This is a genomic window from Mesorhizobium montanum (genome assembly GCF_033977145.1).
GTDB classification, from domain to species: domain Bacteria; phylum Pseudomonadota; class Alphaproteobacteria; order Rhizobiales; family Rhizobiaceae; genus Mesorhizobium; species Mesorhizobium montanum.
Window position 1 is genome coordinate 426,305 of record NZ_JAVIJF010000002.1, and the last position, 13,057, is coordinate 439,361.

The window sequence follows — 13,057 nt, forward strand, 5'->3', positions numbered from 1 at the left end:
CGGCTGCCCGTTTCAATTGGATGGTTCGGCGATTAGGATACGCAGGGAAGCTTGCCTGGCGGGCAAAGCGGCGTGGCTTGGGGCGTGTGCAGCAATGTCATGTTTCGGCGAGATGAGCCTTTCCATGCGGCCCGTCGCCGAGGCTTTGCCTGAAACGCGTCTCCCTGGGCGAACACATGGCCGTTGCACCTGGACGGTGGGGCGCCGCCGATGAGCTCGAAGGACGATTCCTCCAGGCCAGCGGACAAAACCGTGATCCGCGCGCCGCGGCCGAAGCAAAGACCGCTTGCGGCTCCCGAGAGCTCCGGTCCGGACAGCGTTCGGCGTGCTCCGTCGCCTACCCGTGAATCGACGGTGTTCGATCCCGGCGGCGGCCGGCAGGTGCCGCCCGGCTGGTCGTCCGGAACCGTGCTCTTTCAAGGACCCACTCCGGGAGCGGCCGCCAGTGCGGCGCCGGGGTTGCCGCAGGATGCCCTGCTCAACGCCGCCGACGGCGTGAAATACCCTGCGGCAAATCCGATCCTTGCCGCCGCTGCACCGCTGCTGATGCTCTTCGGCCAGTTGCGGCTGATGCCGGTCGAACGGCAAGCGGCGCCGTTGGCGGAGCATATAGCCGACGCGATCGAGACCTTCGAGCGCGCAATCGCGAAAGCCGGCATTGGGGAGGAAGACGCGCGGATCGCCAAATTCGCCCTTTGCGAAACCGCCGACGACCTCGTCGGCAATCTGCCCTGGCCGAGCAAGGACAGCTGGCTTCAGCACAGCCTGCTGGCGCAGTTCTTCCACACCCGGCCAACGGGCGCCGGCTTCTATGAGGCGTTGAACAATATCCTGGCCAAGCCGGAAGCGCATTACGATCTGCTCGAGCTGATGCATGCCTGCCTGTCGCTGGGCTTCGAAGGCCAGTATCGCGGGCTGGCCAAAGAGCGGAACACGCTCGAACGTGTCCGGCGCGACGTCTATGACACGCTGCGCTACTTCAAGCCGCGCGCCGCCGATGACATCTCGCCCCGCTGGCAAGGCATGGCGGCGGCGATGCCAAAGCCAAGGGCGCGGCTGCCGCTCTGGGCGGTCGCGGCCGCCGCCGCGACGCTGGTGACGGCGGCCTTCTTCGGGCTGCGGGTCCTGATCACCGACGAAGGCGATGCGACCGCGGGCGAGTTGCTGGCGCTCAACCCGTCGACGCCCGTCACCATCGAGCGCGCCAGCGTGGCGCCGCCCACTGAGCCGGTGCAAGCCAGCCCGCCGCCACCCGCGGTTCCGGACACCAGCCAGATCGACCGCATCCGCGCGGCGCTTGCCAAGGAGATCGCCGGCGGCGGACTGAGCGTCGGCGAGAAGGGCGAGTTCATCGTCGTCGAGATCAGCAACCAGCTTTTGTTTGCGTCAGGCCAGGCGGAGCTGAAGCCGCAATTCCAGCCGATCGCCGCCGACATCGCCACGGCGCTCGACGCCGAACCCGGACCGATCAAGGTCGTCGACCACACCGACAATGTGAAGCCGAAGAAGTCGAGCATGTTCAAATCCAATTTCGATCTTTCCGTCGCCCGGGCGAAAGCCGTCCAGGCGATGATGGCCAAGCAATTGAAGGACCCGTCGCGGCTCGGTGCCGACGGCAAGGGCGAGGACGAACCGATCGCCGACAATGGAACGGCGGACGGCCGCGCCAAGAACCGCCGCGTCGACGTCATGATCCCAAAGGAGGCGACGCTGTGATCTGGTGCCGCGGAGAACGGCACTGATGCGCTGGATGCTGCGTATCTTCAGCCTGCTTGCGCTCGCCGGCTTCTCGGCGGCGATCTGGTACGCCGGGCCGCTGATCCGCTTTGCCGATACACACCCGCTTGGACCTGTGTGGCTCAGGGCAACGATCGTCGGCATCACCATTGCGGGGCTCGCGCTGTTCTACGGGGTTCGCTTCTGGCAACGGCGCAAGGCGCAAAAGGCGCTCGAAACGGCCATCGTGCGCAGCGACGAGCGGAACGACGATTCACAGGTGCTCGAAGTGCGCATGAGCGAAGCGCTCGCGACGCTGAAGCGAACGAGCGGCAAGCGCAATTTCCTCTATGACATCCCCTGGTACATCATCATCGGCCCGCCGGGCGCCGGCAAGACGACGGCGCTGGTCAATTCCGGGCTGAAATTTCCGATTGCCGGCTCCGGCAGCGCGCAGCCGGTAGCCGGCGTCGGCGGCACGCGGTCCTGCGACTGGTGGTTCACCGACGAAGCGGTGCTGATCGACACGGCCGGCCGCTATACGACGCAGGAATCGGATCGCCAGCGCGACAAGGCGAGCTGGCTCGCCTTCCTGGGATTGCTCAAGAAACACCGCGCCAGGCAACCGATCAACGGCGTGATCCTCGCCGTCAGCCTTGCCGATCTGATCGGCTTCGACGACCAGCAGCTCGACGCGCATGTCACCGAAATCAGAAGCCGCCTGCGCGAGCTGCACGAGACACTGAAGATCCGGTTCCCGGTCTATCTGCTCTTCACCAAGGCCGATCTCGTCTCCGGCTTCATGGATTATTTCGGCGATTTCGACGAGGCGCGCAGGCGCAAGGTGTGGGGAGCGACATTCCAGACCGCCGATCGCACCAAGAACATGGCCGGCGATGCGCCCGCGGAATTCGACGGGCTGGCGAAGCGGCTCGCCGAAGAGGTTTCCGACCGCCTGCAGGAAGAGGCCGACCCGGTAGCGCGGATCGCGCTGTTCGGCTTCCCGGCGCAGTTCGGGGCCCTGAAGGACCGGATAACCCAGTTTGTCAGCAGCCTGTTCGACGCCTCGCGGTCACAGGTCAATGTCAGCCTGCGCGGACTCTATTTCTCATCGGGCACCCAGGAAGGGACGCCCTTCGACCAGGTGCTGGGCGCGATCGGCCGCAGTTTCGGCAGCACTTCCCAGGCGCATCTTTCCGGGGCCGGCAAGAGCTTCTTCCTGCACGATCTGCTAGCCGATGTGATCTTCCCGGAATCGGGCTGGGTGTCCTTCGATAGGGCCGCCGAGCGGCGCGCCAGTCTCGCCAGGTTCGGCAGCCTGGCCGCGATCGCGTTGGCGTCATTGGCGGCGCTCGGCTTGCTGGGCCTCAGCTTCTTCGCCAATAAGTCGCTGATCGCCGCCACGAGGCAAGCCATGGCGCACTATCGCGACAGCGCCGATTCGCTGCTGAAGAGCACGACGGTGACCGACGTCGATCTCGAAAACGTCATCGATCCGCTCGACCAATTGCGCACCCTGCCGGCCGGGTTCGAAAACGGCGACCAGGGAAAGCCGATCGAGGAGACGTTCGGGCTCAGCCAGCGGGAGAGATTGCTGTCGGCCTCCAAGACGGCCTACCGGCAGGCGCTGGAGCGAACCTTCCGCTCCCGGCTGCTGGTGCAGGCCGAGCGGACGATCCAGGCCAAGATGGCGTATCCGATCGTGCTCTACGAGCCGCTCAAGATCTACCTGATGCTGGGCGGCAAGGCGCCGAAGGTCGACGACGAGCTGATCGTCTCCTGGATGCGTCAGGACTGGGAGGAGAACCGCTACCCCGGCGAGAACAACCGCGAGGGCCGCGCGCAGCTCGAAAAACACCTGCGCGCCATGCTTGCGCTCGACGACGCCTACGACCCGGTCTTCGAGCTCAACCGGCCGCTGGTCGAGGCCGCGCAGCGCTCGCTGGGGCGCATGAGCCTCGCCGACCGTGCCTCGGCGCAGATCAAGTCGGCGGTCTACGCGGCAAGGCTGCAGGATTTCTCCGTCGCCGCGAAAGCCGGTTCCGAAGCGCAGCTGTTGTTCGAGCGCACGGACGGCAGCGAGCTCGGCGACCTTCACGTCCCCGGCCTTTACACGCGCGCCGGCTTCAATCGCTTCTTCCTGCCGCAGCTCTCGCGCATCGCGCAGATGCTCGTCGACGACCAGTGGGTGCTCGGCGGCGGCGGCGAACAGGGCGGCATCGACCAGGACCTGCCCAGGCTCGGTCCCGAGCTCATCGACCGCTACGGCAAGGAATTCGCCGCCGCCTGGAACGGCGTGCTCGACCAGCTGAAGCTCAAGGCGATGCTGAAGGACAAGCCGCAATATCTGGCGCTCTCGGCCGTCGCGTCGCCGGACTCGCCTCTCGACCAGCTGTTCACGGCGATCGCCGATGTGACCGCATTGACGAAGGACAGCGCCGCCGAGGGCGAGATCGGCTCGGCGCAGGAGGACCCCGCCAGCATGGCCAAAGGCCTGGCCCGCATCGGGCTGCAGATCGCCGGCGGCAAGTCGCAGAGCCGCGCCGGCGCAAGCTCAACCGTTGCGCAGAATGCCGGCGCGAGCGTCGAGGCGCAGTTCCGGCCGTTCCAGGCGCTGGTCGGCGGGGCCGCCGGACGCCGGCCGCTCGATGCGCTGACGCAGAATTTCCACGACATTTTCCAGAGCCTGAAGCTCTCAGCCGATGTCCCCTCGCAGACCGAACGCGTCAACGCCAACCTGCAGCTGCAGATCTCCACGCTGCGCGCCAATGTCTCGCGCCTTCCCAAGCCGCTGGCGCGCATGGTCAACGCGGCGGCGGACGAGTTCGAAGGCAATGTTGCCGAGACCTCCGTCGCCAACCTCAACCAGAACCTCGACCAGACGGTGACGCGCGCCTGCGAGGAGGCGGTCAACGGCCACTATCCCTTTGCCAGCGAAGGCACCGAGGACATCTCGATGGCGGATTTCGCCAAGCTGTTCGCGCCGGGTGGCCTGATGGACCGCTTCTTCGCGCAGAATCTCGCGCCGCTGATCGACATGACCGGCCAGGAGTGGATCTGGAAACAGGACGCGCGTTCCAGCCGCGATCTTGCGAAGTCGACCTTGAAAGCGTTCCAGTCCGCGGCGGAGATCCGTAGTGCCTTTTTCCCGTCCGGCGGCTCAGCACCATCGGTGTCGATCACCTTCACGCCGTCTTCGCTGAACGGCGATGCGGACGGCGCGGTGCTCAACATCGATGGCCAGACCGTGCAGAGCAGCCAGGCCGGCAATGCACCAAGTACGGTGACATGGCCGAACGGCACGGCATCGGCTTCCGCTAGCCTCAGCCTCGTGCCGGAAATGCCGGGCCGCGAGTCCGCGCTCAAATTCGAGGGGCCGTGGGCATTGAAGCGGCTGCTCGACAAGGCGACCATCACCGGCGACGGCGCCAACACCGAAGCCCGCTTCGTGATCGGCGGGCGCGATGTCGCCTACACCATCCAGACAGGGTCTGGGGTCAACCCCTTCCTGCTGCCGGCCTTGTCCGGCTTCAGCTGTCCGAAGGCGTTCTGAGATGTCCAGCTCGAGCCTTCATTTCGGTACTCTAATGTATGCGCTTGTGGCAGAGTGGCGTGGGCACGCTGCCCATGGTTGGTCACAGAGGACGCTCGCGAAGCGCTTGGTGGCAAATTGAGCACTGTCGCCCTCCCCATCGAGAGCTTCGGCGTGAGCCACAAGGGCTGCGTGCGCGATCACAACGAGGACAACTACCTCATCGAACCGCAGACCGGCCTCTGGGTCGTAGCTGACGGGATGGGTGGGCATGAGGCCGGCGAAGTGGCCTCGGCCAGCATCGTCGATCACCTGGCGACGATCGGCATTGCGAGCTCGGCGCCCGATCTTCGCGCCCGCTTCGAGGACCGGCTGAGCCGCGCCAATGCCGAGATACGCGACATATCGCGATCGCGCGGCGTCACCATCGGATCCACTTTCGCGGCTCTGCTTGCCATGGATGGGAGGTTCGCCTGCCTATGGGCCGGCGACAGCCGCATTTATCTCGTCCGCAACGGCTCGATCTTCCAGGTTTCGAAGGACCACACCGAGGTCCAAGAACTGCTCGACCGCGGCATGATCAGCGCCGAGGAAGCGCTCACCTGGCCGCGCCGCAATGTGATCACGCACGCGGTCGGCGTCAGCGACGAGCTCGAGATCGATTTCCAGCAGGGAGAATTGATGCCGGGCGACATTTTCATTCTGGGCACCGACGGGCTGACGGCGCATGTCAGCGACGCCGAGATAGAAGCCGCGGCCAGATCCGCCACGCCGCGGGCGGCATGCCAGAACCTGCTGGATACGGTCCTGGCGCGCGGTGGAACCGACAATGTGACCATCGTGCTCGTGAAAATCGGCGGCGGGCACGACGGCGCGCACCATTCGGGTCGGTCCGGGGCGGAGAGCCTGGCAAGATGAGCGACGACGACAAGACCAGGATATCGACGAACGTCACCTATACTGGCGTCGGCACTCAGCTCAGCGGCATCTATGAGCTCGACGAGAGGATCGCATCCGGCGGCATGGGCGAAGTCTACCGCGGCCACAACATCCAGACCGGCGACCATGTGGCGATCAAGATCGTGCTGCCCGAATTCGCCCGCGACCAGACGATCCTGTCGCTGTTCCGCAAGGAAGCGTCGATCCTCAACCATCTGTCGCATGACGCGGTGGTGCGCTACCACGTCTTCACCATCGATCCGGGGATCGGCCGCCCCTATCTTGCGATGGAGTTCGTGGACGGCCAGTCGCTGTTCGACATCATGCGGCGCGGGCCGATGCCGGGGGAAGATGTGCGTCGGCTTTGCCATCGCCTGGCATCGGGGCTCGCCGCGGTGCACCAGGCGGGCGCGGTTCACCGCGATCTCTCGCCGGACAACATCATCCTGCCCGGCGGGCGGGTGGAGCGCGCCAAGATCATCGATTTCGGCATCGCCCGTTCGGCGGCCGTAGGCGGCGAGACGCTGATCGGCGGAAAGTTCGCCGGCAAATACAATTACGTCTCGCCGGAACAACTCGGTCTCTACGGTGGCGAGGTCAGCGAGCAGTCCGATATCTACAGCCTCGGACTGGTGCTCGCAGCCACATTGCGAGGAAAGCCGCTCGACATGAGCGGCTCGCAATACGAGGTCGTCGAGAAACGCCGGACTGTGCCGGACCTGTCGGACATCGATCCCGATTTCCGCGAGCTCATCGAAGCGATGCTGCAGCCGGATCCGCGCGACCGGCCGGCCAGCATGGCCGAGATCGCCAGGGCGACGCGCGGCGAGGATCTCGAGGCGACATTGCCGCCACCGGTGTCGTTTGGCGCGCGCGAACGCTCGGGCCTGCCGCGCGCCGGCTGGACGGCGCCGCCCGACTCCAAACCCCAGCCGTCCACGCCTCCCGGCGAGCCGCGCTTCGTTGAGCATGTGCGTCCGGCGTACCTGTCGGAGCCGCGGCCTGCGCCGTCGGCCGCTCCGGCCAGCGCGCCCGCACCCGCTGCGCCGAAAAAGGCTTCGCGGATGCCAACCATCGCCGGCGGCGCCGTGGCGCTCTCGGTCCTGGTGGGGGGCGGCCTTTATTTCAGCGGCATCCTGCAGCCTCCGCCAGCGGAAGAATCCAAGCCACTGACGCCGAAAACCGTCGCGGAAGCAGCCAAACCAGCAACCGAAGCGCAACAACCGGAGGCGCCGAAACCTCAGCCGCAGACGCCGGCCGTGCCTCAGCCGGAACCACCAAAACCTGACAGCGCCACCACCATCGAGACGGCGAAGCCATCTGCCCAACCGGATGCGGAGTTCAAGACGCCCGTCGAGAAGCCAACGCCGCCTTCCACTCAGCCGGAGAACGAAGCCAACAATCAGGTGCAAGTTCCCCAGGTCGAGACCAAGCTGGCAGAGCAATCGCCGACACGGGCTCCTGCACCGCAGGCCGCGGAGAGCCCGAAGCCGGCGCAACCCGGCGAGCCGCCGGCGGTCAACACGCGGGAACCGAGCCAGACGGCTGAAAACAAGCCAGCGCCGGAAGCAAATCCGCCGGCGACCAAGCCCAGCGTAAAAGACCTCGTGGAGATGCTTTCCAAGCTGCCAAAGCCGAAGGCTGCCCCGCCCACGGCTTCGGAAAGCCAGACACCGGCGCGGCCGGCCGAGCCAGCGCCGCTCCCGACAGCCAGCCAGCCGGAACCGCCGACTGCGCCGGCACAGCCAGCGCAGCAACCGCAGCCGCCGCCGACCAAGCAGGCCGATAACACCGACGTCGCCATCAATGTGCCCAAGCCGGCGCTTCCGTCACTGGAACAGGATACGGCCAAGTGGACCGAGCGCCGCTCCTGGGTGCGCGATTTCAGCGGCGGCAGCTGTTTTTACGCGAACGTGACATCGGGACCCGGCGCTTCTCCCGCGATCGAGGGATTCGGAACGGCGGTCCAGCCCTTCGAGCAAATGCTCAACGATTTTCAGTCCAGGTTCCATATCGAGCCGGACATCAGCGTGCGACTCATCACCCCGCCTCAGTGCGGAGTGCCCACCTTCCTTCGCTTTCTCGACCGCGGTTCAGCTGAAAAGCCACAGCTTGTACTCGACCGGACATCGGTCCCGGACGGCACGCCGGTCAGCGGCGCGCTCTATACGGGCGGCGGGCTCATCTCGAACATAATGCTGATCGACCACAAGGGCATCGCGTTCAACCTCAACGACCGCATGGTGCCGCAAACCGACAAGGTGACCTTCAACATCCCGATCGGCCTTGCCGCCACGGACAAGGCAGCCGGCAAGGCGGTGCCGCAGATCATGCTGGTGATCACCGGACCCAAGGACATCCAGGCCGCGATGTTCTCCAGGCCGACGCCGGCCTCGGAGCTGTTGCCCAGGATCCTCGAGGAGATCGAGGCCGACGGCTCGCAGTTCTCCGCCACGGCTACGTATTTCCGGCTTGGCGGATAGCATGAACGTCGATGGACCTTCGCAGCCCGCGTTCATTGTGCCAGCCCTCGCCACGCAAGCAGCGTAGCCGGATCGGATTCCTGCCAGACTTCTCCGGCCGCATGAAACTTGCCGCGCTGCTCGGCGCGGTGCTGCTCTCAATCCTTTCGCCCAGCAAGGCACACGCGGAATTCACCGTCTGCAACCAGACGCTCGACGTCGTCAATCTCGCCGTCGGACAGAAGGTCGACAATGCCGACCAGACGGACGGATGGTGGACCATCGGCGCCAACCAGTGCGTCAACGTCATCCGCGAGGAGTTGGCCAATCGCTACATCTACCTCTATGCGACGGACGTCTTCGGCCACGCGATCCTCAACGGATCGACCGAGATGTGCATCGACCGGCGCCGCTTCTCGATCCGCGGCATCGACGAGTGCTGGCAGCGCGGCCATATCGCGGCGCGCTTCGTCGAGGTCGACACGCTCGAGCAGGTGCGCTGGACCTATTTCCTGACCGGAAGCAGCCCGTGACGCACTCGATCGACACGAGCTTCAGGCAGAAGAAACAGGCGCGGCTGGCCGAGCGCCGGCGCAAGCTCTGGCGCCGGGCCCTTGCCGGCCTTGCCACGCTCGTCGTCATTGCGATCGCCACCGGCTTCTATCTGACCAAGGACTATTGGTCGTTCGGCGACGAGGACGAAGAGCTCCATGCCGTCGAGGGCATGGAAGACGTCCCCCCCGACGCCTCGGTCTATGTGCCGGCGATCATCGACCTTGCCGGCGACCCTATGTGGATCACGCTCGCGCCCGACGCCGACACCTCGACCAAGGGCCATACGATCGCGCGCCCGGCCGAGCTCGACAGTTCCGGAGCTTCGCCGCAGATCGAAATCCTGTCCGACGTGATGCTGAGCGCCAGCGAAAAGTTCATGACGACGATCCCCTCGACACAGGAGGATTTCGCCTTCTTCCAGGCGCAGCGGCAGTCCGCTCCGAAACCTTCGGCAACGGCACCCGATGATGACCAATCGGCCCCGCCTGCTCCGGCCGCGGCGCCCGACGGTCAGCAAGGTGATCTGGAGAACGATCTCCAGGCGGCGCAGGACGAGAGCGACATCCCCGCCGGTTCAGCGCCCAAAGCCGACGCCGACGACCCCGAGGCCGGCTGGGGCGAGACTATCGACCAGGGTGAAGCAGCGCTCCCCGCTTTCAAGAAAACCGCGATCGAGAACAACACGACCGTTGCGACCGTCATCAGCGAATATCAGCGCTTCGAGGCGACCGAGGACACCTTCGTGAAGATCCTCAACGACCGCAGCCTGGACAGCGTGGCGCTCGACGCGCATTTTTCCGCCGATGACGCGAAGCTTGCCGGCGAGGCGCTGAAGACGCTGTTCAACCGCGACGGACTGGAACCCGGCTTTGTCGTGGCCATGCGCGGGTTCCGGCCGAACCGCGAGACGACGACCATGTCGCTGATGCAGGTCTCCGTCTACGCCAAGAACGTCTATGTCGGCACGCTGACGCGCAATGCGGCCGGCGCCTTCGTGTTGGGCGTCGACCCTTGGGTGCGCGAGGATCTCTTCAACTATTCCGGCGCTTCCGACCAGGGCGGACCCAAGCGGCAATACCGCCTGCTCGACGCGATCTATTCGACGGCAGCGCGCAACAAGGTGCCGACCAGCGTCATCGGCGAGGCGATCATGTATCTGTCGCGAGGGCAGGACCTCGACGCCTTCGCCAGCGAGGACCAGCGCCTGGTGCTGATCTATTCGCAGACGCCGCGCGGCCAAGGCGAGATCTCCGGACGGGTGCTCTATGTCGGCGTCCAGGGCACGGACAAGAGCCTCGACTGTTTCGTCTTCCAGCAGAGCGACGGCCAATATGCCTGCGTGACGGGCGACGATCAGGTCCGCTCGCTGACCGTCACCAACGGCATGGTCACGCCGGTGAGCGGGGTGATGACCTCGACCTTCGGCCCGCGCAAGCATCCGATCCTCGGCACGGTTCGAATCCATAAGGGCGTCGACTGGGCGGCTCCGGTCGGCACGCCGATCATGGCCGCCTTCGACGGCGAGATCTCCTTCCAGGGCGATGGCGGCAGCTACGGCAATCTGGTGAAGATCACGCATGCCAACGGTCGCGAGACGCGTTACGCGCATATGCAGAAATTCGCCATCGCCAGCGGCGTCGGCACCAAGGTAAAAGCCGGCGACGTCATCGGCTATATCGGCACAACGGGGCTTTCGACCGGCCCGCATCTGCATTTCGAGCTCTACCAGAACGGCGAGGCGATCGATCCGCTGGGGACGGTCACTACGGTCGCCACCGCCGTTTCCGGCGGTTCTGGCGATTCCGCCGTCGAGACGCTGACGGAGCGGATCGTGCATGTCGAAAGCGGCGGCAGCGCCCGCGCCAAGAATCCCAACTCGTCGGCGACCGGCGCCGGCCAGTTCATCACCAAGACCTGGATCCGGATGATGAACACCTATCGTCCCGATCTTGCCCGATCGCTTTCGACCGCCGACCTGCTCGCGCTTCGCTACGACGCGACGCTGTCGCGCGAAATGGTGCGCAACCTGGCGCGCGAAGGGGAAGCCTATCTGCGCGCCCGAGGCCACCAGATCACCGCCGGGCGCCTCTATCTCTGTCATTTCCTCGGCATGGAAGGGGCGCACCAGGTGCTGGCGGCGGCTGGTTCGTCGCAATTGAGCGCCGTGCTGGGATCAGCCGTCATCCAGGCCAATCCTTTCCTGACCGGCAAGAGCGTCGGCTACGTCATCGACTGGGCCGAGCGCAAGATGGGGCAGAAAGCGCCGCGCGTGGTGACCGATCAGGGCCAGCCCGCGGCGACCACGACCGAAGTCCGGCAGACGTCGCCGGAGTTCGAAAAGTACAAGCAGGCAATAACCGCGCTGATAAGTTCGATCCAGAATACGCTGGAGCCCGGCTAGAGCGGTTTCGGTTCTCCAAACACCGCGTTTTTGCTGTGGGCGCGCTCAAGAACTGAACGAGGACAACCCTCCGTCGGCAGAGCACGCAGTCTGCTTCGCCAGGACTTGGCCGGCGACAGCGCCCGGCGGCCTATTCCGACCTGACCCGCATTTCCACGCGGCGGTTGACCGGATCGTAGGGATTAGCAACGCGCGGGTGCGACTTGCCTAGGCCGATCGCTTCGAGCCGGGTGGATTGAACGCCGTCCGCCGTCAGGAAGGCAGCCACCGATTGCGCCCTTCGCTGCGACAGGTCCTGGTTGTAGCGATCCGTTCCGGTCGCATCGGTGTGGCCTTCGACGACGAAGCTGAAGGTGCTCAGCCGGTTGTCCTTCAGCGCCTTGGCGAACTCGTCCAATTCGGTGCGCGCGGTCTGGTCGAGCTGGGCCGAATCCAGGGCGAAATTGATCATCATGTCGAGGCCGCCCTTCTGAGGCGCCCCGTTCTTCTCGGCCTTGCTCTTGCACTCTTCCTCGGTGCCGACGCAGATGCCGCGTGAGGCGCCAAGGTTGCCCTGGCCGGCGAAGAACTTCACGATGTCTTCCGACTTCTGAAGGGGATCGGCGGATACGTGCGTTGAAAGAAGCATAGCCGCCAATGCCAAGGCTGAGCTGCCGCACCGCATGACCGTCACTCCTATTTGAGGGGGTTCGCTTTTAAGCGGGTTTCGTTGGCGTGGACTATATCAAATCTTGAAGCGATTGTCTGTGAACAAGTCCACGTTGCCGGTGACCGCCGCCTGCTAGAGTGGCTTGACCGGCGCTCGGCCGCAGGCTTGAGTGCCATTTCGCTGGCTCTCGGGGTGCGGCAGCCATGGCCAATGAACTCGGATACAGAACAGCAAGGGATCTCTTTCTCGCCTGTCCCGCGATCGCCCGGGACATGAAATCGCCGGCCGCCGCCCAGCCCCCGCTCGAGTTTTGCCGCACCCTGCTCGCGGGACGCGTGCCCGAGGAAGCCATCACGTTCTGTGCCTACCTCCTGCCCGAACGCGCCGCGGTCTGGTGGGGACATGAATGCCTGAGCAATCTCGCCGAGCTGCTTGCCGACAGGGATCTCGAATTGCTGGCGCTCGTGAACGGCTGGGTGGGCGAGCCCGGCAATCGCCACCGCCAAGCCGCCCTGGGCGACGCCGTTGATCTGTCGCCGGCAACACCGGCTGCATGGATCGCATTGTCAGCGGCGTGGCGTGACCCGGCCTTCGACATGATATCGACCGGATTTCCCGCCGCCCACGCGGTCAACGCCGGTATCCTGGCGGGGCTGGCCCGCGTCTCGACCGCAGACCGCTTTGGCGTGCTTTCGGCCTTCGTCGAAATGGGCATCCAGATGGTGGAAATGGAGGCGCAACGACAATCGGTCGACGCGTATTAGGGGCTTTCCGCCGGCAACGCTCTGAAAGCCTAATCCACG

General features: G+C 65.4%; 8 protein-coding genes. 7 read left to right on the forward strand and 1 reads right to left on the reverse strand.

Translation table 11 applies throughout. The features are described 5' to 3' along the window. The first annotated feature begins 210 nt into the window (after positions 1–210). From tssL to RFM68_RS04325, 6 genes are all read left to right on the forward strand, one after another. Positions 211–1,716: a type VI secretion system protein TssL, long form gene (gene tssL, locus RFM68_RS04300; protein WP_320231431.1), complete on the forward strand. Its 1,506-nt coding sequence runs from the start codon at positions 211–213 to the stop codon at positions 1,714–1,716. 25 nt (positions 1,717–1,741) lie between these two features. Continuing rightward, complete coding sequence (gene tssM / locus RFM68_RS04305) at positions 1,742–5,269, forward strand: type VI secretion system membrane subunit TssM (RefSeq protein ID WP_320231432.1); 3,528 nt, start codon at positions 1,742–1,744, stop codon at positions 5,267–5,269. A gap of 117 nt (positions 5,270–5,386) precedes the next feature. Continuing rightward, positions 5,387–6,166, forward strand: a complete 780-nt coding sequence (locus tag RFM68_RS04310) for a PP2C family protein-serine/threonine phosphatase (RefSeq protein WP_320231433.1) — start codon at positions 5,387–5,389, stop codon at positions 6,164–6,166. Next, positions 6,163–8,670 carry a protein kinase domain-containing protein gene (locus RFM68_RS04315; protein ID WP_320231434.1) on the forward strand — a complete coding sequence of 836 codons (2,508 nt, stop codon included), beginning with the start codon at positions 6,163–6,165 and terminating at the stop codon, positions 8,668–8,670. Before RFM68_RS04310 ends, RFM68_RS04315 begins: the two co-directional genes overlap by 4 nt. Positions 8,671–8,681: 11 nt before the next feature. Further along, positions 8,682–9,182, forward strand: coding sequence for a DUF1036 domain-containing protein (locus RFM68_RS04320; protein WP_320231435.1), 501 nt, complete (start codon positions 8,682–8,684; stop codon positions 9,180–9,182). Continuing rightward, positions 9,179–11,605 carry a M23 family metallopeptidase gene (locus RFM68_RS04325; RefSeq protein WP_320231437.1) on the forward strand — a complete coding sequence of 809 codons (2,427 nt, stop codon included), beginning with the start codon at positions 9,179–9,181 and terminating at the stop codon, positions 11,603–11,605. Before RFM68_RS04320 ends, RFM68_RS04325 begins: the two co-directional genes overlap by 4 nt. Before the next feature lie 130 nt (positions 11,606–11,735). Here the strand turns inward: RFM68_RS04325 and RFM68_RS04330 are convergent, their stop codons facing one another. Then, positions 11,736–12,233 (reverse strand): OmpA family protein, encoded by a 498-nt coding sequence (locus tag RFM68_RS04330; protein ID WP_320231438.1) that lies wholly within the window; start codon positions 12,231–12,233, stop codon positions 11,736–11,738. Positions 12,234–12,457: 224 nt separating this feature from the next. Here RFM68_RS04330 and RFM68_RS04335 point away from each other — a divergent pair, with 224 nt between their 5' ends. Next, the gene (locus tag RFM68_RS04335; protein ID WP_320231439.1) at positions 12,458–13,018 is read left to right on the forward strand and encodes a DUF6931 family protein; all 561 of its coding nucleotides are present in this window, start codon (positions 12,458–12,460) and stop codon (positions 13,016–13,018) included. Positions 13,019–13,057 lie beyond the last annotated feature (39 nt).

Coding starts and splice junctions, on each gene's coding strand:
- tssM (WP_320231432.1), top strand. CDS start 1,742: ATGCGCTGGATGCTGCGTATCTTCAGCCTGCTTGCGCTCGCCGGCTTC.
- RFM68_RS04320 (WP_320231435.1), top strand. CDS start 8,682: ATGGACCTTCGCAGCCCGCGTTCATTGTGCCAGCCCTCGCCACGCAAG.
- tssL (WP_320231431.1), top strand. CDS start 211: ATGAGCTCGAAGGACGATTCCTCCAGGCCAGCGGACAAAACCGTGATC.
- RFM68_RS04330 (WP_320231438.1), bottom strand. CDS start 12,233: ATGCTTCTTTCAACGCACGTATCCGCCGATCCCCTTCAGAAGTCGGAA.
- RFM68_RS04315 (WP_320231434.1), top strand. CDS start 6,163: ATGAGCGACGACGACAAGACCAGGATATCGACGAACGTCACCTATACT.
- RFM68_RS04335 (WP_320231439.1), top strand. CDS start 12,458: ATGGCCAATGAACTCGGATACAGAACAGCAAGGGATCTCTTTCTCGCC.